The 26,679-nt window shown below is 33.5% G+C and carries 22 protein-coding genes; 4 read left to right on the top strand and 18 right to left on the bottom strand.

Annotated features, from left to right (window positions below):
* Positions 1-15: 15 nt before the first annotated feature.
* From PW52_RS03185 to PW52_RS03160, 6 genes are all read right to left on the bottom strand, one after another.
* Complete coding sequence (locus PW52_RS03185; protein ID WP_044631478.1) at positions 16-1,452, bottom strand: TolC family protein; 1,437 nt, start codon at positions 1,450-1,452, stop codon at positions 16-18.
* On the bottom strand, positions 1,445-4,693 hold the full coding sequence (locus tag PW52_RS03180) for an efflux RND transporter permease subunit (protein ID WP_044631477.1): 3,249 nt from the start codon (positions 4,691-4,693) through the stop codon (positions 1,445-1,447). The genes PW52_RS03185 and PW52_RS03180 overlap by 8 nt, the downstream gene beginning before the upstream one ends.
* 22 nt (positions 4,694-4,715) lie before the next feature.
* The gene (locus tag PW52_RS03175; protein ID WP_044631476.1) at positions 4,716-5,798 is read right to left on the bottom strand and encodes an efflux RND transporter periplasmic adaptor subunit; all 1,083 of its coding nucleotides are present in this window, start codon (positions 5,796-5,798) and stop codon (positions 4,716-4,718) included.
* 149 nt (positions 5,799-5,947) lie between these two features.
* On the bottom strand, positions 5,948-6,343 hold the full coding sequence (locus PW52_RS03170) for a hypothetical protein (RefSeq protein ID WP_044631475.1): 396 nt from the start codon (positions 6,341-6,343) through the stop codon (positions 5,948-5,950).
* Between the two features lie 81 nt (positions 6,344-6,424).
* Complete coding sequence (locus PW52_RS03165) at positions 6,425-8,467, bottom strand: prolyl oligopeptidase family serine peptidase (protein WP_240475139.1); 2,043 nt, start codon at positions 8,465-8,467, stop codon at positions 6,425-6,427.
* 357 nt (positions 8,468-8,824) lie between these two features.
* A complete protein-coding gene (locus tag PW52_RS03160) occupies positions 8,825-9,769 on the bottom strand; it encodes a hypothetical protein (RefSeq protein WP_044631473.1) in 945 nt (314 codons plus the stop codon).
* 132 nt (positions 9,770-9,901) lie between these two features.
* On the opposite strand from PW52_RS03160, the gene PW52_RS03155 reads away from it, so the two are divergent.
* The 3 genes from PW52_RS03155 to PW52_RS03145 all read left to right on the top strand — a co-directional run bounded on the left by PW52_RS03155 (position 9,902) and on the right by PW52_RS03145 (position 11,872).
* Complete coding sequence (locus PW52_RS03155) at positions 9,902-10,903, top strand: NAD(P)H-dependent glycerol-3-phosphate dehydrogenase (RefSeq protein ID WP_044631472.1); 1,002 nt, start codon at positions 9,902-9,904, stop codon at positions 10,901-10,903.
* 52 nt (positions 10,904-10,955) lie between these two features.
* On the top strand, positions 10,956-11,318 hold the full coding sequence (locus tag PW52_RS03150; RefSeq protein WP_044631471.1) for a hypothetical protein: 363 nt from the start codon (positions 10,956-10,958) through the stop codon (positions 11,316-11,318).
* A 95-nt stretch (positions 11,319-11,413) separates the two neighbouring features.
* Positions 11,414-11,872: a hypothetical protein gene (locus PW52_RS03145; protein ID WP_044631470.1), complete on the top strand. Its 459-nt coding sequence runs from the start codon at positions 11,414-11,416 to the stop codon at positions 11,870-11,872.
* Positions 11,873-11,957: 85 nt separating this feature from the next.
* Here PW52_RS03145 and PW52_RS03140 read toward each other — a convergent pair whose 3' ends face one another.
* From PW52_RS03140 to PW52_RS03090, 11 genes are all read right to left on the bottom strand, one after another.
* Entirely contained in the window at positions 11,958-12,353 is a 396-nt protein-coding gene (locus PW52_RS03140; RefSeq protein ID WP_044631469.1) for a hypothetical protein, read from the bottom strand.
* Between the two features lie 146 nt (positions 12,354-12,499).
* Complete coding sequence (locus PW52_RS03135; RefSeq protein ID WP_044631468.1) at positions 12,500-13,918, bottom strand: efflux transporter outer membrane subunit; 1,419 nt, start codon at positions 13,916-13,918, stop codon at positions 12,500-12,502.
* Positions 13,919-13,923: 5 nt separating this feature from the next.
* Positions 13,924-17,061, bottom strand: a complete 3,138-nt coding sequence (locus PW52_RS03130; protein WP_044631467.1) for an efflux RND transporter permease subunit — start codon at positions 17,059-17,061, stop codon at positions 13,924-13,926.
* Between the two features lie 22 nt (positions 17,062-17,083).
* Entirely contained in the window at positions 17,084-18,211 is a 1,128-nt protein-coding gene (locus PW52_RS03125) for an efflux RND transporter periplasmic adaptor subunit (protein WP_044631466.1), read from the bottom strand.
* Between the two features lie 8 nt (positions 18,212-18,219).
* Positions 18,220-18,738: a GbsR/MarR family transcriptional regulator gene (locus tag PW52_RS03120; RefSeq protein WP_044631465.1), complete on the bottom strand. Its 519-nt coding sequence runs from the start codon at positions 18,736-18,738 to the stop codon at positions 18,220-18,222.
* 116 nt (positions 18,739-18,854) lie between these two features.
* Entirely contained in the window at positions 18,855-19,781 is a 927-nt protein-coding gene (locus PW52_RS03115) for a helix-turn-helix domain-containing protein (RefSeq protein WP_044631464.1), read from the bottom strand.
* A gap of 45 nt (positions 19,782-19,826) precedes the next feature.
* Complete coding sequence (locus PW52_RS03110; protein WP_044631463.1) at positions 19,827-20,300, bottom strand: DUF1097 domain-containing protein; 474 nt, start codon at positions 20,298-20,300, stop codon at positions 19,827-19,829.
* Between the two features lie 11 nt (positions 20,301-20,311).
* Positions 20,312-21,052 carry an SDR family oxidoreductase gene (locus tag PW52_RS03105; RefSeq protein WP_044631462.1) on the bottom strand — a complete coding sequence of 247 codons (741 nt, stop codon included), beginning with the start codon at positions 21,050-21,052 and terminating at the stop codon, positions 20,312-20,314.
* A gap of 95 nt (positions 21,053-21,147) precedes the next feature.
* The gene (locus PW52_RS03100; protein ID WP_044631461.1) at positions 21,148-23,589 is read right to left on the bottom strand and encodes a helix-turn-helix domain-containing protein; all 2,442 of its coding nucleotides are present in this window, start codon (positions 23,587-23,589) and stop codon (positions 21,148-21,150) included.
* A 156-nt stretch (positions 23,590-23,745) separates the two neighbouring features.
* Positions 23,746-24,765: a phenylalanine--tRNA ligase subunit alpha gene (gene pheS, locus PW52_RS03095; RefSeq protein ID WP_044631460.1), complete on the bottom strand. Its 1,020-nt coding sequence runs from the start codon at positions 24,763-24,765 to the stop codon at positions 23,746-23,748.
* 237 nt (positions 24,766-25,002) lie between these two features.
* Positions 25,003-25,359, bottom strand: a complete 357-nt coding sequence (locus PW52_RS03090; RefSeq protein ID WP_044631683.1) for a hypothetical protein — start codon at positions 25,357-25,359, stop codon at positions 25,003-25,005.
* A gap of 125 nt (positions 25,360-25,484) precedes the next feature.
* Here PW52_RS03090 and PW52_RS03085 point away from each other — a divergent pair, with 125 nt between their 5' ends.
* The gene (locus PW52_RS03085) at positions 25,485-26,015 is read left to right on the top strand and encodes a CvpA family protein (RefSeq protein WP_044631459.1); all 531 of its coding nucleotides are present in this window, start codon (positions 25,485-25,487) and stop codon (positions 26,013-26,015) included.
* Here PW52_RS03085 and PW52_RS03080 read toward each other — a convergent pair.
* On the bottom strand, positions 26,012-26,677 hold the full coding sequence (locus PW52_RS03080; RefSeq protein WP_240475138.1) for a DUF2490 domain-containing protein: 666 nt from the start codon (positions 26,675-26,677) through the stop codon (positions 26,012-26,014). The two genes, PW52_RS03085 and PW52_RS03080, sit on opposite strands and share 4 nt — an antisense overlap.
* Positions 26,678-26,679: the final 2 nt, after the last annotated feature.

Raw genomic sequence — 26,679 nt, 5'->3', positions numbered from 1 at the left:
ATTAATTGAGAGAAATTAATTCCATCCCCCACCCAAAGATTGATATAATTGGATATTTGCTATTAATTGGTCTTTTTTAGTTTCTATAATTTCCATTTTAGAATCTAGTGCTTCACGTTGTGTTAGCAATACCTCTGTATATTCTGCTCTTGCCGATTTAAATAAGCGGATAGAAAGATCGATGGCTTTGGTTAAACTATTTACTTGGCTTTCTTTTAATCGATAACTTTCCTTTAGATTTTCAACTTTAGATAAGTGATTAGACACTTCTATAAAAGCATTTAAAATGGTTTTTTCATAATCAAAAATGGTTTCTAATTGCTTATTATTAGCTGTGCTATATGCTGCTTTTATAGTATTTCGGTTTATTAGCGGAGCAACCATATCGCCTACCAACGAATAGGCTAGAGATTCTGGTGTGTGTGTTAAAAACTTAGGTTTAAATGCTTCAAAGCCCACACCAGCGCTTATACCAACCGACGGATAAAAATTAGCTCGAGCAATTTTTACATTAAGTTTAGAAGCTTCTAACTCTAACTCAGCTTGTTTTATATCTGGACGTTGCGTTAGCAGTTGCGAAGGAATACCAGTTAAAACAGGGTTTATTTGTTGTTCTAAAAATGTATCTGAACCTCGTGTTACGGGTTGCGGATAACGACCGACCAGGTAATTAATTAAGTTTTCGGTTTCTATTATTTTCTGCTGAATATTATACTTATTACTTTGGTTTTTATAAACATCGGCTTCAAAACGACTTACGGCAAGTTGTGTTGTTCGTGCAGCTTGTTTTTGTAGCTTAACCATTTTTAAAGCATTTTGCTGAATATTTAAATTTTGCTCGATAATGGTAAGTTGATTATCAAGCGCCATGAGTTCATAATATGCACTGGCAATTTCAGAAATTAGTTGGGTAACCATAAAATTTTTACCTTCAACTGAAGCTAAATATTCTAGAACAGCAGCTTTTTTTTCGTTTCTAAGTTTTTTCCAGATATCTAACTCCCAAGAGGCCGATAAGCCTATTGTGTAATTGGTTAAAGGTTCCGGAAATGCTTCATCTTCACGAATGTTTAAGTTTTGCTCAACAGCACCATCTCTGGTGTATTCCCCAACTTTGTCTAAATCTGCAGCGGCAAAAAAGTTTACAAAAGGTAAATATTCTCCTTTTTTAGCTTTAATGTTGTTTTGTGCTATTCCAATTTTTTGAAGCATAATATTTAGCTCTTGGTTATTAGTTAAGGCAGTATCTATTAAAGCAATTAAATGCGGATCTTTAAAAAAATGTTTCCAAGGTATTTTAGCTGTATTTGTAGTATCGTTTGCGGCATTTTTATACTGTTTTGGAGTGCTTTTATTTACCTCTCTAATATTTTTAGTTGGCACACACGAAAACATGCCAATTGCAATAAAGCAACTTAGCCAAAAGCCTTTATATGTTTTTAAATTAATCATTAGTCTTGTTTTTTCTAAGTTTTTTAATTAATTGTTTTAGCTTATTTATTTGTGTTGTGTTTGCTTGCGTTTGGTTCTCGGTTTCTCGAATTCTAATAAATTCCTCAGAAAGCGGTTCGTTTACTTCGTCTTTAATTAAATTTTTACCCTCGGCCATTTTAGCAAAAATGTAGTATAAACCAGGAATAACGAGTACCCCAAAAAAGGTTCCTATAAGCATACCTCCTAAAGATGACCCTCCAATGGTTCGGTTACCAATAGCACCTGCTCCTGTTGCTATTATTAGAGGAATTAATCCTGCAATAAAGGCAAAAGAAGTCATTAAAATAGGACGGAAACGAGCTTTGGCACCTTCAATTGCGGCTTCTAAAACCGTTGCGCCTTGCCTTTGTTTTTGTACTGCGTACTCTACAATTAATACCGCATTTTTACTAAGTAAACCAACTAGCATTATTACCCCAATTTGAGCATAAACATCGTTAGCTAACCCCATTATTTTTAGTAAAAAGAAAGAACCAAAAACACCTACCGGTAAAGAGAAAATTACAGCTAAAGGTAGCATAAAGCTTTCGTATTGTGCGGCCAAAACAAAGTACACGAATACTAGTACAACTATAAAAATGTAAATAGACTCGTTACCTCTTTTTGCTTCGTCGAATGATAAGCCTTCCCAAGCAATATCGTAACCTCTAGGTAGTTCTTGAGCAGCCACTTCTTTAATGGCATTTATAGCATCTCCACTTGTAAAACCTGGCGCTGGTAAACCTCTAATTGAAGCAGAATTGTATAAGTTGTAGCGAGTAATTTCGTTTGGACCAAGCTTTTTTTCAACACTCATAAATGCCGAATAGGGTACCATTTCACCTTCTTCATTTTTAACAAAAAGCTTTTCTAAATCTGAGGGTAAACGTCTGTATTCTGGTCCGGCTTGAGTATATACTTTAAAAAAACGTCCAAAACGAATAAAACCTTGCTCGTAAGTACTACCAATTAAAATATTAAGGTTTTCCATAGCTTTACTTATGGTAACGCCTTTTTGCATAGCAATTTTATTATTTATTTTTAATTCGTATTGCGGATAATTTGCTGAATAAAACGTGAATAATCCAGTTATTTCTTTACGTTTAGATAGAGCATCCATAAATTTACTGTTTATGTCTTCGAACTTATGATAATCGGTAGAGTTGGTTTTATCGAGCAAACGCATTGCAAAACCACCCGAGGAACCAAAACCTGGAACTGCTGGTGGCTCGAAATACTCAATTACGGCACCTAAATCTTTGGTTTCTTCTTCTAATTCTTCCATAATTTCATGAACAGAATGATGACGTTCGGACCATGGTTTTAGGTTAATTAAACATGTACCTGCGTTCGATCCACGACCTTCCGTCATAATTTCGTAACCTGCTAAAGATGATACAGATTCAACACCTTCAGTTTCTTCACAAATTTTTTGAAGTTTACGTGCAACTTCATTCGTACGCTCTAAAGTTGCTCCTGGTGGTGTTTGGATTATAGCATAAATCATCCCTTGATCTTCGTTTGGAATAAATCCGGCAGGTAATACTTGATTTGTAAAAAATATACCAGCACAAAATGCGGTTAAAATTCCGAAGGTTACCATACGTCTTGCAACAATTTTGTTAAGAATTTTTACGTATTTACCTGTTAATTTTTCAAAACCACGGTTAAACCAGTCTATAAATCTATCGGCTAACGATTTTTTCTTTTTACCATGATTATTTTTAAGCAACATAGCACACAACACAGGTGTTAGTGTTAATGCTACAAGAGCGGAAATTAAAATAGCACCTGCCATTGTTATAGAGAATTGACGGTAAAATACACCTACAGGCCCTGTCATGAATGAAATTGGTATAAAAACAGAAACCATTACTAATGTTATGGCTATAATGGCGCCACCTATTTCACCTAGTACTTCTTTAGATGCTTGATACGGACTTAAATGTTTTTCGTGCATTTTTACGTGTACGGCTTCTACAACTACAATGGCATCATCTACCACAATACCAATAGCTAATACCAAGGCAAATAGTGTAATTAGGTTTATAGATAACCCAAAAATTTGCATAACAAAAAATGCGCCTACTAAAGACACCGGAACAGCAATAATTGGAATTAAAGTTGATCGCCAATCTCCTAAAAAGATAAATACCACAAATGCTACTAAAATAAAAGCATCACGAAGTGTATGTATTACTTGTTCTATGGAAGCATCTAAAAAGTTTGATACGTCGTAGCTTATATTAAAATCTACATTTGGTGGTAATTCTTCTTTTAATTCATCTAATTTTTCTTTTACAGCATCAATAACTTCGCTACCGTTACTTCCAAAAGTTTGTTTTAGTACTATAGATGCTGAAGGTTTACCATCTAAATTCGAATAAATATCGAAAAACTCAGAGCCTAATTTTACATCGGCTATATCTTTTAAGTTTACAATCTCGCCTTCTTTGTTTGCACGAATAATGATGTCTTCGTATTGTTCGGGCTCGTTGTAGCGGTTTTGGTATGTTAAAACATATTCTAAAGATTGAGAGGTGATTCCCGAGCTTCTACCTAAACGGCCAGGTCTTGCCAAAATGCTTTGCTCTTCCATGGCTTCAAGCACTTCTTCGGCCGAAATGTTGTAGGCTCGCATTCTATCTGGTTTTAACCAAACACGCATAGCGTATTTTCTACTACCTAAAATTTTGGCACTCGCAATACCATTAATTCGTTGTATTTCGGGAATAATTTTGGTGTATGCATAGTTGTATAAGAACTTTTCATCGTTGTTTTTATCTGAGCTAGACAGGTTAACGTACATTAACATACTAGGTTGTATAGGTGTAATTATAACACCTTCGCGTTGAACAAGTTCCGGCAATAATGGCATAACTTGGTCTACACGAGTTTTTACACGAACCACAGCTTGATTGGGGTCCGTGCCGGGTTCGAAAATAACTCTAATGGTAGCTTCGCCAGCACTTGTGGCATCAGATGCAATATAGCGCATACCTTGTACGCCATTAATAGCCGTTTCTAACGGAATTAGTGTAGAATTTACTAAAACCTCGGAACTTGAACCAGGGTAAGCAATAAAAATGTTTACCGTAGTTGGTGCAATTTGAGGGAATTGCGATATGGGTAATTGTTTAATGGAAAGCCCACCAACAAATAATATAATTACCGAAATGACAATAGCCAAAACGGGACGTTTTATAAATTTTTTAAACATGTTTTTGTAGATTAAATTCTAATTATTCAGCATATAAATCCAATTCGGCAAGCACTTGGTTTGGCTCTAAGAATTTGGTGTGAATTTTTTCGTTGTTTTTAACCATACGAATACCTTCAAGTAAAATAGTATCGGTTTCGGTTAAGCCATCGTTAACTACAAATAAGTGAGGAAGTTCGGCACCAATTGTAATTTCTTTTTGTTTAACAACATTGTTTTTATCTATTACAAAAACGTAGGTTTTATCTAAAATTTCGAAGGTGGCTTTTTGTGGAATAATGACAACATTTTTAAACGGAACAGTCATTAAAACACTGCCTGTTTCGCCATGTCTTAAAATACCGTCTGGGTTAGGAAAAGTTGCTCTAAATGCAATATTTCCAGTTTCGCTATTAAATTCACCCTCAATAGTTTCAACAATTCCTTTTTGGTTAAAGCGTTTGTTGTTGGCCATTAAAAGCTCTACTTCTTTTTTCGAGTCTTTATCAGCACTAGTTATATAATCCAAATATTCGGCTTCAGGCACGTTAAAATACACCCACATTTTACTGTTATCAGATAATGTTGTTAGCAGTTCGCCTTCATCAAGCAAGCTGCCTTCACGTACATGAAGGTGGTCCATAATACCATTAAAGGGAGCTTTAATTGTAGTAAAACCAAGATGAGTTTGTGCAAGAACAACTTCAGCTTTAGCTTTTAAAAAATTTGCTTCAGCTAACGATAATTCATTTTCTGAAACAACATTACCATCAGCTAAAAGTTGTGTGTTTTGTAGTTCTATTTCGGCTGCTTTGGCTTCGGCTTTGGCCATTTCTAATTCGGCTTGATAAACATTTGGCATAATTTGGAACATAACTTGCCCCTTTTTTACATGTTGTCCCTCGTCTACCGCAATGTCTTTTAAATACCCTTTTTCTAAGGCTCGAAGTTCAATGTTTCGAATTGAGTGAATTTGACTTACATAGTCTTTAGTAATTGAAGTGTCTTTTTTTATGGGGTTTGTTACTAAAAACGCCGTATGTTCTTCTTTTTTTTCTTTTTTATCATGGCAACTTGTGAAAATTATAAGCACAAGAAGGCTCATGAAAAGGAATCCTTTTTTCATAATTTTTTGTTTGAAATAAATGGAGGTTAATGTGATTTTTCAGCTAAGAATACGCAAAAGTGCTGCTAACTAAATAGTTTGATTATAAAGTTTTTACGTGTAATAAATGTTGTGTAAATCGAAGTTGTATTGATTTACAGAAGAAAAAATCAAATTATGAAAACCTGAAGCCTCACATGAAGTTTGGTTGAAGCCTTGTCTTGATACTTTTTATTATAATAAGATGCTTTTTGAGATTGTTTTACCTCGTTAAAAGCAATAAATTTATAAACTTCATTTAAGAAATTATGAAATGACGTTTGATAATGTTTTGAAGGAGATTCTTCGTTTTCAATTTCATCAACTTCTACAGTTTCAAAAACTAAATTACTAGTATTTCTATGATGTCGCGAACTTAATTCAACGTGCTTATTCGCCGATATTTTTGAGGACTGGTTATAAATATAGGCCTGTGAATGAGATGTGTTATTAGCATGTAAATTGCTAATTCCTGTGAAGAATAGCAATGCTAAAACCGAAACATATTTAAAAATGTTTTTACTCATAATTGGATACAAAGCTATAGTAATGCTATTTTACCAACAAAAAAATTAGCTAAAAATTAACATTGCGAATTTATTAAAAACTTATTCTGATACAGAAAGTCCCATGTTATAAAGGGTAAAGCCAAAAATATCGGCATATTGTTCAATAGTTTTACTTACAGGTGTACCAGCACCGTGGCCCGCATTGGTTTCAATACGAATTAATATAGGGTTTTCGCCTTGTTGCTTATTTTGTAATTCTGCTGCAAATTTAAAACTGTGCGCAGGTACAACTCTATCATCATGATCGGCAGTTGTTATTAAAGTTGCAGGATATGCAGTTTGTTTTACGTTGTGTATAGGAGAATATGCTTTTAAATACTTATACATTTTTTCGCTATCTTCTGCTGTACCATAATCGTAAGCCCAACCGGCACCAGCAGTAAAGGTGTGGTAGCGTAGCATATCTAAAACGCCAACAGCGGGTAATGCTACTTTTGCTAAATCTGGGCGTTGTGTTATTACTGCACCAACAAGCAAACCGCCGTTAGAACCACCGCGTAAGGCTAAATATTCTGAAGAAGTATATTGGTTAGCTATTAAGTATTCCGCGGCAGCGATAAAATCATCAAACACATTTTGTTTTTGCATTTTTGTACCTGCATCGTGCCAAGCTTTACCATATTCGCCACCTCCACGTAAATTAGGTACAGCATAAATGCCGCCTTGCTCCATCCATACTGCCATTGCGATACTAAATGCAGGGTTTAAACTAATATTAAAACCACCATAACCATATAAAATGGTTGGGTTTTTACCGTTTAGTTCAAGGCCTTTTTTATGAGTAATTATCATGGGTACTTTAGTACCGTCTTTTGATGTGTAAAATACTTGTTTGCTCTCGTAAGCGTTGCTGTTAAATTCTATAGATGGTTTCCAGTAAAGTTCTGTTGCACCAGTATCTAAATTAAGCTTGTAAATATTTGAAGGCGTATTGTAATTGGTAAATACAAAGTAATCTATAATTTCATCTTTTTTGCAGCCAAAACCAGCGGCACTACCAACACCGGGAAGCGTAATTTCTCTAATTAATTCGCCGTTGTAATTATATTGTTTTACGTTTGAAATGGCATCAACCATATACTCAGCGATAAAATATTTACCAGCGGTTGCTACCGACAAAACATTTTTGGTTTCTGGAATAACATCTTCCCAAAATTCAGGAGTTGGGTTGGAAGTATTAACTTTTACTAACCGCTTATTGGGTGCGTTTAAGTTTGTAACTAAATAAAGTGTATTATCCTTGTTGTCTATAATATTCGTGTTACTATCTGTATGGTTTAGAATAGTAATAAAATCGCTGTTAGGTTTCGTTAAATCTTTAATAAACAATTTGTTTCCTGTGGTGGAAATTTTTGGTGCAATTATTAGGTACTTGTCATCTTGGGTTACACCGGCGTAAATGTAACGGTGTTTTTGGTTAGGTGAACCACCATAAATAAGTTGGTCTTGTTGCTGAGGTGTACCTAGTTTATGGTAATACACTTTATGCTGATCTGTTTTAGCAGAAAGCTCGCTACCATTTGGCTTATCGTAGCTTGAGTAAAAGAAGCCTTCATTTTTATACCAAGATATTTGAGAAAACTTAACATCAATAATAGTGTCTTCTACAATGGTTTTAGTTTCGGTATTTAGAATGACAATTTTTCGCCAATCGCTACCACCTTCTGAAATAGAATAAGCTAAAATACTACCGTCTTTAGAAAAACTTAAATCGCCAAGGGAAACAGTACCATCTTTTGAAAATGTGTTTGGGTCTAGAAATAATTCTTCATTACCATTACTATCTGTTCTATAAATAACACTTTGGTTTTGTAACCCATTATTTTTGTAAAAATAAGTGTAATTACCTTCTTTAAAAGGAGCGCTTATTTTTTCGTAATTCCAGAGCTTTTCAAGGCGGTTTTTTATGTTTTTTCTAAACGGAATTTTATTAAGATAACTAAACGTTACAGTGTTTTGCGCCTCAACCCAAGCAGCTGTTTCTGTACTCATATCATCTTCTAACCACCTGTAGGGGTCTTCTACTTCAAATCCGAAATAAGTGTCGGTAATATTTTTAATTTCTGTATTTGGGTATTTCATTCTTAAAATTCTTAAAAACCGCTTAAAAAAGATGAATAAAAAGGCTTTATAGCACATTTATACTATAACTTATAGCCTTTAGGGAATATTGTTTGTTACATATACTTTTACAATATTCAGCATTATAGTAAAATGCTAAAATAAAAGTAAGCATTACAAAGTAAATTTTCCTCTTGCATTTTTAAAAATTTGGACCTAAGAAATGCAAGGGTATTTAATTGTTAAAAATTTGAAGATAAATCAACGCTTAAAATAATTAGAATTAGTGAAATAAAAATTAAAATGAGTCAAAATAAAAGAAACCGCCTAAAACATTTGTTTTAAACGGCTTCTTAACTAAATAACCAACCAAAATTTTTATATATCCCTTATATTTTCTCTAGGGTTATCTATTTTATCTTTTCTATACTTACGTTTTTTATCAGTATTTGGATTTTTTAAACTGTCTTTTTTATTTCCAGATTTTAAATATTGAATGTATCCACGTCCTTCAAACCTGTATACCGTACCAGAATTTGGATGATATAACTCAATCTTTCTGTCATTAATAACGCTCAATTCAAAATATTCATTGCCTAAGTAGTCATAATCTAATGTTAAAGTTTTTAGGTAAAAGTCTCCAGACACATCTCCCACACCGTAAACACCAGTATAGTCCCAATACAAGTTATTTTGACTTGTTCCTGTGGCATCTTGAGAGCTTCTAAATTCCGAATCGTTTCCGCCAGCTAAAAATTGTAAATAGTTCTCAGAATCAAATTCATTAATGGCTCCAAAGTTACTGGTATAGGTTTTTTCCCAAGCTTCATACTCTTGTAAGAAATAATGGATATTGTCGTAAAACACATAGTCGTAATCAAAATTACTGCGTTGGTAACCATCTAAAAAATATGAAGTATCGTTATGCGGGTTGTATAACTCAATGGTATTATTATCTATTTGGTATACATCAAAGGTTTCAAAATCATCAACATCATGTTGTACATCTAAAATCATATTATATGCATCGTAAGTGCCAACATCTATACCGTACCCGTTTCCGCTGCTCCCTAAACCCACAATGTTGTTATTTGCATAAATTACACCGTTTAAAAACGAAATGGTAAATGCTTTTTGTAAAAATGGTGTTTCGCCATAACCTAAAGTTGAATTTATATCTACATACCAAAGTTCATAACTGTTTAACAACTGGTTTACAGAAACTGGATGGTCGTTAAAATCATCAACAATTACTTCGGTATAACATGAGGTAAATAACATTGAAATTAAGGAAAAACTTAAAAGTAATTTTATTGCTTTCATAATCAAAAAGTTTATGGTTTGTGTATGATAGATTTCAAAACGCGTGCCAAAAAAAATAATCTTAATGATTTAATGATTTTTGAATGTGTATATTTTGTTTACTTTTGACAAACATAAATTGACTGTAATTAAATGGAAAAACCTTTAAAATACGCTGTTTTTGGAGCTGGAAGTTGGGCCACTGCTATTGTAAAAATGCTGTGCGAAAATTTAAACGAAGTAGGCTGGTACATGCGCAGTGTTTACACTAAAGAACATTTAATACGCGAACAGCACAATCCAAATTACTTAAGTTCTGTAGAGTTTCATTTAGAGCAATTAAAATTAAGTAATGATATAAATGAAATGGCAGAATACGCCGATGTTTTAATATTTGTAATTCCATCGGCATTTATTCACAGTGAATTAGAGAAATTAACCATAGATATTTCTGAAAAAACAATCGTTTCGGCTATTAAAGGTATTATGCCAGAAAGTGGTTTGTTAGTAGGCGAACATTTTCATAATTTTTATAATGTGCCTTACGATAACATTGCAGTAATCGCGGGACCTTGTCATGCCGAAGAAGTTGCTCTGGAACGCTTATCGTATTTAACTATTTCCTGCTCCGATTCAAGCAAAGCAAGAGCAATTGCCAAAAATTTAAGTAGCGATTATATAAATACAAAAATTAGTGATGATATTATTGGTATAGAATACGCTGTTATGCTAAAAAACATTTACGCTATAGCAGCTGGAATAGCTCATGGTTTAGGTTATGGCGATAATTTCCAGAGTGTTTTAATGAGTAACTCTATTCGTGAAATGAAACGTTTTATTAAAAAAATGCATCACATGAAACGTAATATTAATAACTCGGCTTATTTAGGTGATTTATTAGTAACGGGCTACTCTGTTTTTTCTAGAAACAGAATGTTTGGTAACATGATTGGTAAGGGGTACACTGTAAAATCTGCACAAATGGAAATGAATATGGTTGCCGAAGGTTATTATGCTACAAAAAGCGCACATTTACTTAACCAGAAAAACAACAAAAAAACCCAGCTTCCTATAATAAATGCGGTTTACGATATTTTATACGAAAACAAAAACCCAAAAAAAGTCTTTAAAAAACTTACCGAAAAGTTAGATTAATTTTAACACTACAAAACACATTCTGCATCTTATTATTAGATACTTTTGTGGCATGAAAAGGTTAATTTATTTACTTTTATTACTTAGCTTTTCTACTTATGGTTTTTCGTTAGAAAACAACGATTCACAAACCACTAAATTTGAACAAGCCCAAGAAGACAACATTTGGAAGCTTTACGCTCCAGATGTACCTTCTATTACAACAAAAAGTGTAGAAAGTACTGTAATTAATTTAGTACAGTCTGTTACTACACCACAAAACCTTGTTCCGGTTTATAAGCTTCCTTTTAATGTTTCAAAATCGTTTGAAGCTTTATACACCAACACTTGCAAGGTTAAATTTAAACATCAAAATATAATTGGTGTTCCTTTTAAGAAAACCGATATTATTTTTCCGTTTCACTACCACTGGTAAACCGTATTCTTTTTTTTCGTTTTAAATATTTATGTCTTAACTAAACGATTAAGGCACAAATAATCACACCTTTATTTAACTAAAAAAACATAAAAATGGATACTAGAAGTACCGTAATTGGCCTTGTTATAGCATTAATTTGCTTTGCGCCATTTGTAATATTTTCAATTATAAAAAGAAGAAACAAAAACACATTAATTAACAGTTTAAATACATTAGCACAAAAACAAAATAGCCAAATTGGAAGTTTTGAGATTTTAAATAATGCTATTATTGGGATTGATACAAATTTTGAATTTGCATACTTTATTAAAAACAACGACGATGTTGTTGTCGATTTAAAAAACGTCAATCATTGTTATTTAGACATTATTAAAGATAGCAGACAAAAAGCACTATTAAACGCTAATATTATTTTTGATACATTTTCTGGTAAAAAAATAACGTTTAATATTTTTGATGATGAAGTAGATCCGCCTTTAAATGGGGAAATTCCTTTTTCTGAAAAATGGGTAAACACCTTTAACCAGAAAATAAAATTGACTGCAGCTTAATAAACGAGCAAAGGTTTTAAAATAAAAAATCTGTTATTCTAAACTTCAAAAGAATAACAGATTTTTTTTATTTCTTGATTAAATATTACTTCACCAAAACACCTTTTAATTGCATAAGAGGCAAAGGCCTTAAAGCTTTGTTATTAATGGTGTTTTTTCTAAATAAATAGGTTTTATCGAACATTTGATTGCCTTCAAAAAAGGTGACTTTAAACGCGTTGTTTAGTTCTAAAACCTTTTCTTGCATATATTCAATTTTGGCGTAACTACGTGCTGGTAATTTGGCTATGGTATGGCGCATTGGTGGCGTCATTTTAGTTTCGTTATAACCTTGCGATACAATAAGCACGGTATCTAATTCTTTATTGGTATTATTTATAATATAAGCATTCCAATCTTGCGTTTTATACTCTAAATGCTCTTCTTGCACCACAGCAACATGAACATCTTTTACTTCAGGTATATTTATATCTTTCTTCATATTACAAAAATAGATAAACTGTTTAAATACGCTTTTAATTATACTTCATAAAAAAAGGACTTAAATAATTAAGCCCTTTTTCATCAATAATTAGTCACAACATTAAAAACTAATTTACACTTGTCTTTATTTTATATTAAAAAATTTTATTTCCATCCGCCTCCTAAGGCTTCATATAAATTTACAACCGATGATAATTGTTGTAGTTTACTATCTATAATGCTTAACTCTGCACTTAAAGCACTTTGGCGTGCTGTTAATAAATCTAAGTAATTCGCATAACCGTTTTTAAGCAATTCTTCAGAGTTTGTTTCGGCAGCTCTTAAAGCTTCTACTTCCAGTTTTCTGTATTCATATTTTTCGGTTTCTGCTTCGTAGGTGTATAATGCGTTCGATACTTCGTTACCCGCAATTAAAAGTGTTTTTTTAAAGCTTAGCAATGCTTGTTCTTGATCGGCTTTGGCAACTTCTTTTAATGTTTTAAGATGTCTTTTATTAAAAATAGGTTGCGCAATACCACCAACTACTGTTGCGAATAAGGAATTAACGTTTAATAATTTATCGAGCTCTAAACTTTCTAAACCAGCTGATGCTGTTAAGGTTAACGATGGATATAAATTGCTAGTTGCCACATTAGTTAACTCAAAACTTTGAATTAAACCATATTCTGCAGCCATAACATCTGGCCTATTGCTAAGTAATTGTGCAGGAATACCAAGCTTAATTTCCGATTCTATATGTTGTGTTTCTAAACGGCTTCTTTCAAATTTTTGCGGTGTTTTTCCTAATAAAATACTCAAGGTGTTTTCTGTTTTAAAAATAGCGGCTTCTAAATCTACTTGTAAAGCTCTGGCGTTGTTATATTGCGCTATATTTTGATCGACAGCTACTTGTGTTACTTGGCCGGCATCTTTTAAAGCCTTTATAGTTTCTACACCTATTCTTCTGGTTTCAATAGTTTGTTTGGTAACCTCTAACTGTGCATCGAGCGCTAATAAATTATAATACGCATTTGCTATATTTGAAATAAGCTCGGTTTTCACTAATTGATGCGCAGAAACTGTTTGCAGATATGCTGCTTGGGTTGCTCTTCGGTTACTTCGTATTTTACCCCAAATATCGGCTTCCCAAGATAAACTTGCTGTAATATCGTAAGTATCAATATCTCCTGTAATTAAAGAAGCAAATTGACTGTTTTCCGAGAGTTTTTGGTGTGTAACATTTGCTCCTAAATCTAAAGAAGGGAAATAACCTGCTTTTCCTTCTTTTGCATAAGCTGTTGCCGATTGTATTTGCTGTAATGCCATGCGAATATCCATGTTATTTTGTAAACCTTCTTCAATATATTGTTGAAGATATGTATCTGTAAACATGGTTTTCCACGATACATTTGCCATAGACACACTGTCTTGTGGTAAATTTTCGGTTCTAAATAGTGCTTCGGTTTCTGGTGTAACATCAGGACGTTCGTAATCTTTCGCTACAAAACAACTTTGTAAGGTTACAACAACAACCAACAATAAAGCGCCTTTACTTATGGTTTTATATTTTTTATTTGTTTTCATTGTTTTTAAGATTCTATAGTTTGAACTACTGATTTACCCGAAATTTTTTCTTGCAACCATTGGAAGAATATAAATAGTATAGGAATTACAAAAACACCTAAAATAGTACCAATTAATAATCCGCCAACGGCTCCAGAACCAATAGATCTGTTTCCTTCCGATCCTACGCCTGTTGCTAAAACTAATGGCATTAAACCTAGAATAAATGCAAACGATGTCATTAAAATAGGTCGTAAACGCGATTTTGCTCCATCGATTGCTGCTTCTACAATAGATTCTCCTTGCCTTCTTTTCTGTAAAGCGATTTCAACAATAAGAATGGCATTTTTTGCCAATAACCCAATAAGCATTATTAAGGCAATTTGGAAATAAATGTTGTTTTCTAAACCTAAAAACTTAGTACTTATGTAGGCTCCAAATACACCAAATGGTAAGGATAAAATAACAGCAAAAGGCAACAAGTAACTTTCGTATTGCGCACTTAATAAAAAGTACACAAATAGAATACTTAAAATAAAAATAAAGGTAGTTTGGTTACCTGCATTTACTTCTTCTCGGGTTAATCCGGAATAAGCTACGGTATAATTACTTGGTAGTTTTGCAACTTCTTCTTCTATAACTCTAATAGCATCACCAGTACTGTAACCATCGTTTGTTGCTCCTGTAATACTTGTTGAGTTTAGTAAGTTAAAACGAGTTACAGATTGTGGCCCGTAAACACGATTTAGTTTTACAAACTCTGTAATTGGCGTCATTTGTCCCGAATTTGTTCTTACATACATACTATTAAGCGCACTTTCGTCTGCTCTATCTTCTGGTAAAGCTTGAATGTATACTCTAAACTGTTTCCCAAATCGTGAAAAATCTGAAGCATAAATACCACCAATATAACCTTGTAATGTGGCAAAAATACTGGTAACAGAAACGCCTTTTTCTTTTGCCAATGGTACATTAACTTCCATTTCGTATTGCGGATAGTTTGTACTGAATGATGAGGTTGCATACTTAATTTCTGGATGACTCATTAAAGCCATTGAAAAATCTTTGTTTGCTTTATCTAAATCGGTAAACTCACCGCCAAACTTATCTAATAAATTAATTTCGAAACCTGAAGCATTACCAAAACCTCGAATACTTGGTGGCGAAAAGAATATAATATTAGCCTCTGGCACCGTTGCGGCAATTCCAAAAAGCTTTCCTGTTAATGCTTGTACAGAAAGGGCTTCGTCTTCACGTTCGCTCCAATCATCAAGTTTTATAATACCAAAACCAAAGTTGGTACCAGTTCCAGAAATTAAACTTCTACCTTTAATAAAGTTTACGCCTGTTATGCCATCTAAACCTTCAATTTTAGAGTATAATTTTCTGGCTACAGCATCGGTTCTGTCTAACGATGCACCTGCAGGTAATTCTATATTTGCAAAAATAATTCCGCGGTCTTCACTTGGCACAAAACCTGTTGGTGTTGTGTTTGAAGCCCAGTAAATACCAATACCGGCAATTATAATTAACACAACAGAAACAAATTTTTTCTTATATAAATACTGAAGTGATTTTCCATATTTGTTAACCGTAGCATTAAATCCGCGGTTAAATAATGTATAAAAACGCTGTAGCGGATTTTTTCCTTTTAATGCTTCATCGTCTTTATGCTCTTTTAATAATAAGGCACATAACGCCGGACTTAAGGTTAATGCATTTACCGCTGAAATTAAAATGGATATAATTAAAGTTACACCAAACTGCTCATAAAAAACTCCGGTTGGTCCCGTTACAAAAGTTACCGGAATAAATACGGCAGCCATAACCAAAGTAATGGAAATAATAGCGCCTGATATTTCACTCATGGCTTTTAATGTGGCTTTTTTAGGGTTGTGTTCCCCGTCGTCCATTTTAGCATGAACAGCCTCAACGACTACAATGGCATCATCTACTACAATACCAATGGCCAGTACTAAAGCGAATAAGGTTAAAAGGTTAATGGAATACCCAAAAATATTTAGGAAAAAGAACGTACCAATAATAGAAACAGGTACGGCAATAGCTGGAATTAAAGTAGACCTAAAATCTTGTAAAAAGATAAATACTACAATAAAAACCAGAATAAATGCTTCAATAAGCGTGTGAATTACTTTGTCGATTGATGCATTTAAGAATAAACTGGTATCGTAAGGAATAAAAATATCTAAGCCTTCTGGTAAATCGGCTTTAACGGTTTCTAAAGTTGATTTTATACCTTCAATAATTTCTTGTGCGTTCGATCCTTTGGTTTGAAAAATTCCCATAAATACTGCGGGATTTCCTAAACTCATAGCGTTCGATGCATACGATTGTGCATCAAGCTCGATAGTAGCAACATCTTTTAATCGTAAATACTCACCGTTTCCTAAGGCTTTTACAACAATATCGCTGTACTGACTTTCGTTTTTAAATCTTCCGCTATAGCGTAAAGCATACGAAAACGATTCCCCGTTATTTTCACCTAAAGATCCTGCCGCTGCTTCTAAATTTTGTTCGGCTAAAACGGCTGAAATATCAGAAGGAATTAAATTATATGCTGCTAATTTTTGCGGATTTAACCAAATACGCATCGCATAATCTTGTTGCGAAAAAACGCTTACATCTCCCACACCACTAATACGCTGCATAGCCGGAATAACGTTTATTTTTAAATAGTTTTGAATAAACGTAGCATCGTAATTTTCGCTTTCTGAATACATAGAAACAAACATTAACGCACTTGTTTCTTGTTTTTGCGTAGTAACACCAGTTTGGGTAACTTCTTGCGGTAATAATGGCGCCGCTCTAGCAACACGGTTTTGCACGTTTACGGCAGCAATATCTGCATCCATTTCTTGGTCGAAATACACCGTAATTTCTGCAGTTCCTGTATTTGAAGCTGTAGAGGTCATGTACGTCATGCCTTCTACACCGTTTATTTGTTCTTCAATAGGAATAATTACACTCTCTAAAACGGTTTCGGCATTAGCTCCTGTATAAGTTGCTGATACTTTAATAGTTGGTGGTGCAATATCTGGATATTCCTCTATAGGTAAGGTTGTTATACTAATAACCCCTAGCATAACAATGATAATAGAGATTACTGTTGAAAGCACTGGTCTTTCAATAAATGTTTTTAACATGACTAATATTTTTGAGGATTAATTAGTTTTTAAAAAGTACTGCTATGGGTTTTATAGCTTCGTCGAAAGCCATTTCTTGAGGCGTAATTTCCTGGCCATTTCTAAGTTTACCAACTCCAGAAACTACAATTTTGTCATTGGCTTTTAAACCAGACTCCACAACATAAAGATTATCTACCGATCCTTTTACTTTTAAAATTGATGTACCCACTTTATTATCGGCTCCAAGTTTGTAAATCATTATATTACCTTGTTGCTCGAAAGTTGCAGATTGTGGTACAACAATGGCATCCTTATATTCTATTGGAAATTTAATTTTTCCGCTGTTACCGTTGGTTAAAATTTCGTTAGGATTATTAAAAGCGGCTCTTATTTGAATGGTTCCTGTACTTTGGTTTATTTGTCCTGTACTGGTTTGAATACGCCCTTTTTCGGAATATTCTGTGCCGTTTGCTAAAATTAAAGTTAAATCTGGCGACATTTTTATACGTTCTGCTTTAGTACGACCTTCCGATCGTTGTAAATGATCGATATATTGCGCTTCGTTAAAACTAAAAAAAGCATAAACCTGTTCTATTTCGCTAACTGTTGTTAATGGTGTAGCATCGTTAGGGCTAATTAATGCACCTTCTCTAAAATTTATAGCACCAACGTACCCATTAATTGGACTTTTTATGGTGGCGTAATTTATATTTTCTGAAACACTACTATAACTTGCCTTGGCTTGTGCTAAATTAGCTTTAGCGGTTTCTAGTTGTACAGGGCTAATAATATTTTTTTCAACTAAAGGAATAAGTTTATCTACCTCCACCTGAGCTTGATTAACTCTTGCTCTTGCTGCACTTGCATCTTGACTTAACGACTGCGTTTCTAGCTTAAATAACGATTGGCCTTTTCGTACTTTTTGGCCTTCATCTACAAAAACTTTTTCTAAATATCCGGTGGTTTTAGCGCGAACATCACTGTTTACAACACCTTCAATAGTTGCAGGATATTCGTTATAACCCGTTACGGTTTTTTGCTCTACTTTCGCTACAGGAAAAGTAGCAGGCGGTGCTTGTGCCGCCTGCTTCTGTTCGCTATTCCCACAACTTAAAATCACTAAGAAAACACTTAGCGAGATTACTGCTATTAATCTATTTTGTTTCATAATAATGGTTATGATATTTTTTGGTTATCTAATATTTTATCTTTTAATTCTTTTACAGCTAGAGTTGCACTATCTATGAACTTGATGTAATCATTGTGAAAATTTAAATCGAACTTTTCTTCATCTTTTTCAATTTTATTTTCGTTAATTAAATTTTTATAATCTTTTATTTCTAAATGTATTTTGCGTTCATCTCTCCAGTGATCCATCATTCTATCAATATGATGAACAATCATATCTTTTTTAACAATAAAATATTTTTTTCTGTCGCCTGTTTTGGTGAAATATTCAATTTTATTTAAATCTTGTAAATGATTTAAATGCGTTGAAATTGTGCTTTTGCTAGCACATAGAACCTCCACCATTTCATCGAAAGTAGTACCTCTTTTACCTGTTAATATTACATAAGCCAATATTCTTGCCGCTACAGGTGCTAAATATTCTCTATTTTCTAAATGCACTCCTAGTTTTTCAACTAAAGCCATTTTTTCTTTACAAATGCCTTTCATTAAATATCCTTTTTTCATTAATTACAATAACGCAAAATAAGTTGCGAAGTAATTTCTTTGCAAAAATATTAACTAGTTCGGAACAAACCGAACTAAACGAAGTTAATTTGTTGTTAAAACTATTTTAAGAATTATTAATTAAACGTTTTCCTGAATTCTACTGGAGACATTTCGGTTTTACCTTTAAATAATTTATTGAATGAAGACGGATACTCAAACCCCAATTTATAGGCTATTTCGCTAATCGACAGCTGAGTAGTTGTTAATTCTTGTTTTGCTTTTTCTATAAGTTTATTATGAATATGCTGTTGTGTAGACATGCCTGTTAGAGATTTTAACATGCTACTTAAGTAACTTGATGATAGATTTAATGCTGATGATATTTTTTCTACTGAAGGCAAACCAACTTCAATTAAATTATCGTTTTTAAAATAATTGTCTAAATAGGCTTCAACTTGACTTAAAAGCTGATGATTTGTTTTGTTTCTGGTTAAAAACTGCCTTTCATAAAAACGTTCGGCATAATTTAAAAGAAGTTCTAATTGAGAAATGATTATTTTTTGGCTGAATTTATCAATGTTTGCTCGATATTCTTTTTCAATATTTTTAAAGATGTTTAGCATCATATGCTCTTCATCTTCCGAAAGAAACAACGATTCATTTATTTCATAATTAAAATAATCATAATCCTTAATACTTTTCGCTAATGTAGAGTTCCAAATAAAATCTGGGTGTATTAAAAGCAAGTAGCCCGAAGGTTTTAACGGGCCACTTAAATTTATATTCGGGTTTCGCTCCATGCTCATAACTTGGTTGGGCGCTAAAAACGTCATTAATCCTTCATTAAAATCATATTCTTTTTGCCCGTAAAATAACTTATAAGGCACATTGCGCTTTAAACCAATGGTGTAATAGTTTTGAACTAATTTTAAGCCTTTTATATCTTCTGGAAATTGCACTTTACTAAAATCTATTAAACTGATTAGCGGATGTTTTGGAGATGGCAAGTTCGCAAAAACATGAAAATCGGATAATTTTGTTATGTGTTTTATCTTTTCCATTGTAGTAAACCAAGTTTGGTTGTTATAAAATTAAATATAAAATAGTTACGATTTTACAGAAGTTTTAAAAACCAATTGAGTTAACGTATCATTTATAAAAGCAAATGCTAGACCTACCAAAATTGGTATAAAAAGACTTAAAATTGAAATGACTTGCAAATGCGGATGAACGCCAAAAAATATAATTAAACCCATAAACCAAGCCGGAATATTATTTAAATACTTAATTTTTGATAAATAGGTAAGTGCAGAAATAAATATAAATACAGCTATGGGAAAACCCATTTTAGCCAAATAACCTCCTAACAAGCCACCAAAACTTAATATTAAAGTTCCCATAATTATTCCCGCAGATATTGGAACCAACGTTAATAATGCCGATTTAAACGATTTGCCAAATAAATAATAACTTACCCAAGCTAGAAACAATACCCAACTTGGTAAGTTAAACGAAAAAGCTAAAAATGTAGCTACGGCGCCACAAACACCCATTATAATTGCAGATAAAAACTGTTTCATAATATGAAATTTTAAGCCATTCCGCCATTTGCTCCAACACTTTGGGCAGACATCCATTTAAACTCGTTAGTTGCCAATTGTACTACTATATTTGCAATATCTGTAGGTGTTCCAAGGCGTTTAAACGCATTACTATTAGCAAGCTGATTTATTATGGTTTCCGATTTTCCTTGTAAAAATAAATCGGTTCCTGTTGGTCCTGGTAAAACGCAATTTACATTAATACTACGATGCCCAACTTCTTTTGCAAATACTTTGCTTAACTGTTCTACCGCTGCTTTGGTAGCTGAATATATGCCATACGTTGGAAAATTGGTTCGTGTAACTGTAGAGGAAATATTAATGACACTTCCGTTATCGGCTAACTTGGTTGAAGCTTCTCGCAGTGTGTTAAACACACCCTTTAAATTAATTTGTATTTGTTTTTCGAAAATAGCATCAGAAGCTTCAGAAATTAAAGTATTTAACATAACACCGGCGTTATTTACTAAAATATCTATTTTGCCAAAATGCGCTATACTTTGGGCAAATAATTGGTTAACATCTTCGGTTTTACTTACATCTGCTTTAACACAAATAGCTTCACCATTTTCCTTTAAAATTGTACTAACTACTTGTTCTGCCTCTGCTTTACTTCCGGAATAATTAACCACAACTTTTGCGCCTTTTTCTGCAAACGTTTTTGCAATTTGGGCACCTATACCTTTGGAAGAGCCTGTTATTAAAGCCACTTTTCCTTTTAAATTACTCATAATACTTTGTTTTAATTTATGTTACAAAGATGAGTTATGTGGTTGCCTTAAACTTTTCCAAATCGGCTTATTAGTTAGCCTTTTTTTATTTTAAATTAAGAAGATGTCAGCTCACTTAAAACCAATTTAATTTCGCCGTAGCTATATTTATCGTTAAGCTGAAGTTTTAAATCGGACAGATTTTCGTAGGTTTTTGTAGGTAATATTTCTTTTAGCTCTGTGTAAACATCTGAAGCCATTAAATCGGTAATTTTAATTTCGCCTGAAGGAATAAATGTTGCTAAATGCCCAAAAATAGTATTTTCGTTAAGCTCACGCTGATTCGCTATTTCAGCTATGGTTTTACCTTTTTTGAACAAATCTAAAGATTCTTTTTGGCTATCGCCTTTTTGGCGTTTAGGCTTTTTAGGATCTTCTTCTAGCTCAACTTGGTTGGTAACTTCAATATCGTTTTCGTCAACAAATTTGGTAATAACCTCTAAAATTTCTTTACCATATTTATCTACTCTAGTTTTTCCCATGCCATGAATAGCCAGCAATTCTTTTTTATTTGTTGGCAATAATTCACACATTGCATATAACGATTTTTGGGTGAAAATTTGAAAATGCACTAAACCTTCGCGTTCAGCAATATCGTTTCTTAAAACTCGTAAAAGCTCGAAAAGATCAATATTTACAGTACCATCAATTACTTGTTTTCGTTGTTTTTTAGGTTTTTCTTTAGCTAAAAATACAGCTTCGGTACGCAATTTTAAATAAAAGCTTACACTAAAGGCGTGTGGCAACCCTTTAAAATACAATAGTTTTTCGGTTAAAAGTTCTTCTAAAGCATCAAGTTGTTTTTCAAGATCTTTTTCTATGGCTTTATTATCGGTTGTAAAATTTAAAGCTTTTAATGATGCTTCAATATTGGCTTTTGTTTGGTCATTAAAATAAGTAACTGCTTTAGCAAAACGTTCTTGTAATGGTTCGCTGGTTTCTGGAATTTCGGTTTTTTCAACCAAGTTTTGCAATTGAACTTTAAAGCCATTACCAACTTTTAATAAATTAGTTACGGTATTTTTAATTGTAATTGCTGGTTCTTCAACTTGACCTTCAATGCTCCCTCGGTTTTTATAAAAGATATCTAAAACACGATTTGTTGGGTATAAAAAGGCGTAAAAATTAAAAAGTTCGGCAATTAAATCGAGTTGAAAATCGCGTTCCGATTCTAATAAAACAGCTTCGTCTGGCTCGTTATTTGCCGCTTCTTCATTAAAATTTAAAACATGGCTATCGGTAATTATTTGTTGCGGAGAAATTTTGCTTTTTAACACCAAACCTTCTAACGATTTACACCTGCTTAAAGCCACGTAAGTTTGCCCATGGGCAAAGGCAGATTCGGCATCAATAATTGCTTTTTCAAACGTTAAGCCTTGGCTTTTATGTATGGTAATTGACCAAGCCAAACGTAACGGAATTTGAGAAAAGCTACCAACTTTATCTTCTGTAATTTCTTTGGTTTCGTTATTTACCGTGTATTTTATGTTTTCCCAGGTTTCTAGCTTTGTAGTAATATCGAAATTATCTTGCGGACAACGCACTACAACTTCGTCTTTATTTAAAGCAATAACTTTGCCTATTTTACCATTAAAATATTCCTTTTCTTGAGAGCTATCGTTTTTTATAAACATAACTTGAGCGCCCACTTTAAGCTCTAAAACCAAATCGTTTGGGTAAGCATGTTCTGGAAAATTACCTTCTACGGCTGCTTTGTATTTTTGAGATTTTCCTGTTAAATCCTTTAGCTTTTGTTCGTTGGTTGCAATAGCTTTTCGGTTGTGGGTTGTTAACGAAATATAACCGTCTTCGTCGTTTGCTATAAAATTGGGCTGATATCTTTTATTTAATTCATCGGCCGATTTTTGGGTGAGTTTATTATTCCTAATTTCATTTAAAATAGTAATAAAAACGGGGTTTTCTTGTCTGTAAATGTGTTTAAGCTCAATGCTTATGGCTTTACTTTGTTGATAGGCCAAACTACTAAAGAAAAATGCATTTTTGTAATACGGTTGTAACAAATGCCACTCACTTTCTTTAATTACCGGCGAAAGCTGTTGTAAATCGCCAATCATAAGTAATTGTGTGCCGCCAAACGGTAACATTTTGTTTTTAAAACGGCGCAATACTTTATCGATGCCATCGAGTAAATCGGCACGAACCATACTTATTTCGTCTATAACCAAAAGGTCGAGCGACTTAATAATATTAATTTTTGTTTTATTGAATTTTCGGCTAAACTGCGACGAACTTTGTAAATTATCGTGTGGCAAAATAGGGCCAAAAGGCATTTGAAAAAACGAGTGAATAGTAACGCCTTTAGCATTTATAGCAGCCACACCCGTAGGCGCCACAACTACCATACGCTTATGGCAATCTTTTTTTAATTTATGAAGAAATGTAGTTTTACCCGTACCAGCTTTACCGGTTAAAAAGATATTACGATTGGTTTTGGTAACAAAATTCCAAGCGAGGTCGAGTTCTTTGTTTTCCTTCATGTTTAAAAAATATGTATGAAGATAACTTTAGTTTTATGAAAATGCAAGATGTGATTTTTTGAATATGAAAAAACCCTGAAAATTCAGGGTTTTAAGTTTGTTATCTATTTATTTAGATCCTGATCCCGAAATTGCGGGAGGATGACAATATTATTTTTAAAGTGCCGATTTAAACTGCTCTAAAAAGCGCACATCGTTTTCGCTTAATAAACGAATATCTCCAATTTGGTGTAACAACATGGCAATACGATCGATACCCACACCAAATGCAAAACCAGAATATACTTCGGTGTCTATACCACAGTTGGTTAATACATTCGGGTCTACCATACCACAACCGCCAATTTCTAGCCAACCGGTTCCTTTAGTAATTTTGTAATCGGTTTCGGTTTCTAACCCCCAATACACATCTATTTCTGCACTTGGTTCTGTAAACGGAAAGTACGATGGGCGTAAGCGTATTTTACTTTTCCCGAACATTTCGGTTGTAAAGTGTTGTAAAGTTTGTTTTAAATCTGCAAAACTAACGTCTTTATCTATGTACAAACCTTCAATTTGGTGGAAAAAACAGTGCGAACGCGCCGAAATAGCTTCGTTTCTATACACACGACCTGGTGAAATAGTTCGAATAGGCGGTTGGTTGTTTTCCATATAACGTACTTGTACCGAACTGGTGTGTGTACGCAATAAAATATCGGGGTTAGTTTGTATAAAAAATGTATCCTGCATATCGCGTGCCGGATGGTATTCTGGCAAGTTTAACGCTGTAAAGTTGTGCCAATCGTCTTCAATTTCTGGACCTTCGCTTACGTTAAAACCGATACGCGAAAATATATCGATAATTTGATTTTTTACAATTGAAATAGGGTGGCGCGAACCTAATTGAACGGGTTGTCCTGGGCGCGATAAATCGCCAAAAACGCCGTTTTCTTCTTCTTTACTTTCTAGAACATCTTTAAGCTCGTCTACCTTTGTTTGTGCAGTAGTTTTAAGCTTATTTATGGTTTGGCCAAATTCCTTTTTTTGCTCGTTTGCTACATTTTTAAATTCGGCAAAATAGGCGTTAAGTAATCCTTTTTTTCCGAGGTATTTAATTCGGAAATCTTCCACTTCCTCAATAGTTTCGGCTTTAAAGGCTTCGGCTTCGGCAATTAGTTCTTTTATCTTGTCAATCATAGCTATATTATCGAAATGGTTGCAAATTTAGTGATTTTTAACGCGCTGAAACAAGTTTTATTTATCTTAAATGCTATAGTCTGCATGGTTAATTGTGGCAAAATTACATTTAAGAAGGAATAAACAATGCCTTGTGCGGATGGGTTGCGTTAGGGATTGCAGCGGCATCCTTTTTTGAGGTTACGAGAAAAAGATATAGCGGAAAGCCCGACCGCGCCTTAGCGTGGTAACGCCCATTTAATTAATATATTCGGTTTCTAGAAAGTAATTTACAATGGCTTCTTTCATTAAAACGCTTTGTTCTCCGGCTTTTAAGGGAGGCAATTGCTCAAGTGTTTTGTAGTGTGGCCAACCATCGTTATCTACAAAATCGAGTTCGTAATAGCCATATGGCGAGAGTAATTTACATATTGCAATGTGCATAAGATCGAGCTTTTGGTCTTTTTTAAACGTACGGTTTAATTGCCCGAGTTCTTGCACACCAATGAGGTAAATTATAGCGTCTAAATCTAAAGTATCGCCATCAGCGAATTGATCGGATAGTTTTTTTACGACTTGTTCCCAGCGTTGTTTTAATTGTTCGTCTCTTGCCATTCCTTTTTGTTTCAAGTTCCAAGTTTCTTGTTTCGGGTTCAAATTTAATGAATGCCTTTGTTACTTGTTGGGTTTGCACTAAAAAAGGATGGAATTTATTTTATATTTGTTGAAATTGATTTTTTATGGGCGTTATTGATATTGTTTTAGGAGCTTTAATTTTATTAGGCTTAGTTCGTGGGTTTTTAAAAGGCCTTTTTGTTGAAGTGGCGTCGCTTATTGCATTGGTTGCCGGTGTTTATGGCGCTATACATTTTAGTAATTTTGCTGCCGAATTTTTACAAACTAAAACCGATTGGAGCGAAAAAACCATTAATATTACTGCCTTTGCCATTACTTTTGTTGTTATTGTTTTGGCTATTGCCTTAGCTGGTAAAGCACTTACTAAACTTGCCGATTTTGCAGCTCTTGGTATTTTAAATAAACTTTTAGGAGGTGTTTTTGGAGCTTTAAAAATTGCACTTTTGCTGAGTGTTATTTTAAATATTTTCAACAAATTTAATAACACCATCACCTTTATAGATGATGATGATATTGAAAATTCTATACTTTACACACCTGTAAAAAGTTTGGTGCCTTTAATTTTTCCGAAGTTAATTTCTGATGAAACTGATGACGATGAAACTGAAGACAACGCTTTATTTCAAGAGGCTTAAAAGTTCACAAATGTCATGATGTTTAGTTGGTCGCGACTTGTGGTTTCGAAAAACTGATTCATATATCCGGCTTCTATACGTACATTTTTAGACAGGTTATAACCTAAACCACCGTACAACCGATTGCGATCGAAAATTGAGGTTTTGGTATTTAAAAATATTTCGTTGTAAGCCGATAAATAGAATTTACTGTTACCATTTTCTGGTTTGCATAATGGTACTTTTGCCGATAAAAAATAACGAAATCGCATTTTAAAATCGCTTTCTACAAAGCGTTGCTCGAACCTGTAACGGTGACTTAAACTAACGCTACCTATATTTTGTTTTGATATAAATTGCTGATAAATACGATGCTCGGTTACTGAGGTTTTATTATCTGAATTGTCGACATAATTCTCAGACAAAATATAGCCGTAGCCTAAAAGTACATTGTTTTTACTCTCGTTAAAAGTGTAACCCAAACCTGTGCGCAGTAAAAGTTGTTCTAAATCGCCAATGGCGTTGTAATTTCTGTATTGTACCTCGTGATGAAGGTTCCATTTTTGGTTAAGTTGTTTGTTTCCAAAATAAATTAACCAGTTACCCAAATTACTGTCTTGTGCTATAGAAAAAAATGGCAGCATTAAAGATAGTATTAATGCTGCCACATAGTTTTTGCTCATAA

The organism is Neotamlana sedimentorum, assembly GCF_000943565.1.
Lineage (GTDB): Bacteria > Bacteroidota > Bacteroidia > Flavobacteriales > Flavobacteriaceae > Neotamlana > Neotamlana sedimentorum.
Note: the sequence above shows the minus strand (reverse complement) of the source record. Positions and strands in the feature narration are given on the sequence as shown.

Bases quoted from the DNA above. Each gene is read 5' to 3' on its own strand.
- PW52_RS03185 (WP_044631478.1), bottom strand. From the start codon at position 1,452: ATGATTAATTTAAAAACATATAAAGGCTTTTGGCTAAGTTGCTTTATT.
- PW52_RS03180 (WP_044631477.1), bottom strand. From the start codon at position 4,693: ATGTTTAAAAAATTTATAAAACGTCCCGTTTTGGCTATTGTCATTTCG.
- PW52_RS03175 (WP_044631476.1), bottom strand. From the start codon at position 5,798: ATGAAAAAAGGATTCCTTTTCATGAGCCTTCTTGTGCTTATAATTTTC.
- PW52_RS03170 (WP_044631475.1), bottom strand. From the start codon at position 6,343: ATGAGTAAAAACATTTTTAAATATGTTTCGGTTTTAGCATTGCTATTC.
- PW52_RS03165 (WP_240475139.1), bottom strand. From the start codon at position 8,467: ATGAAATACCCAAATACAGAAATTAAAAATATTACCGACACTTATTTC.
- PW52_RS03160 (WP_044631473.1), bottom strand. From the start codon at position 9,769: ATGAAAGCAATAAAATTACTTTTAAGTTTTTCCTTAATTTCAATGTTA.
- PW52_RS03155 (WP_044631472.1), top strand. From the start codon at position 9,902: ATGGAAAAACCTTTAAAATACGCTGTTTTTGGAGCTGGAAGTTGGGCC.
- PW52_RS03150 (WP_044631471.1), top strand. From the start codon at position 10,956: ATGAAAAGGTTAATTTATTTACTTTTATTACTTAGCTTTTCTACTTAT.
- PW52_RS03145 (WP_044631470.1), top strand. From the start codon at position 11,414: ATGGATACTAGAAGTACCGTAATTGGCCTTGTTATAGCATTAATTTGC.
- PW52_RS03140 (WP_044631469.1), bottom strand. From the start codon at position 12,353: ATGAAGAAAGATATAAATATACCTGAAGTAAAAGATGTTCATGTTGCT.
- PW52_RS03135 (WP_044631468.1), bottom strand. From the start codon at position 13,918: ATGAAAACAAATAAAAAATATAAAACCATAAGTAAAGGCGCTTTATTG.
- PW52_RS03130 (WP_044631467.1), bottom strand. From the start codon at position 17,061: ATGTTAAAAACATTTATTGAAAGACCAGTGCTTTCAACAGTAATCTCT.
- PW52_RS03125 (WP_044631466.1), bottom strand. From the start codon at position 18,211: ATGAAACAAAATAGATTAATAGCAGTAATCTCGCTAAGTGTTTTCTTA.
- PW52_RS03120 (WP_044631465.1), bottom strand. From the start codon at position 18,738: ATGAAAAAAGGATATTTAATGAAAGGCATTTGTAAAGAAAAAATGGCT.
- PW52_RS03115 (WP_044631464.1), bottom strand. From the start codon at position 19,781: ATGGAAAAGATAAAACACATAACAAAATTATCCGATTTTCATGTTTTT.
- PW52_RS03110 (WP_044631463.1), bottom strand. From the start codon at position 20,300: ATGAAACAGTTTTTATCTGCAATTATAATGGGTGTTTGTGGCGCCGTA.
- PW52_RS03105 (WP_044631462.1), bottom strand. From the start codon at position 21,052: ATGAGTAATTTAAAAGGAAAAGTGGCTTTAATAACAGGCTCTTCCAAA.
- PW52_RS03100 (WP_044631461.1), bottom strand. From the start codon at position 23,589: ATGAAGGAAAACAAAGAACTCGACCTCGCTTGGAATTTTGTTACCAAA.
- pheS (WP_044631460.1), bottom strand. From the start codon at position 24,765: ATGATTGACAAGATAAAAGAACTAATTGCCGAAGCCGAAGCCTTTAAA.
- PW52_RS03090 (WP_044631683.1), bottom strand. From the start codon at position 25,359: ATGGCAAGAGACGAACAATTAAAACAACGCTGGGAACAAGTCGTAAAA.
- PW52_RS03085 (WP_044631459.1), top strand. From the start codon at position 25,485: ATGGGCGTTATTGATATTGTTTTAGGAGCTTTAATTTTATTAGGCTTA.
- PW52_RS03080 (WP_240475138.1), bottom strand. From the start codon at position 26,677: ATGAGCAAAAACTATGTGGCAGCATTAATACTATCTTTAATGCTGCCA.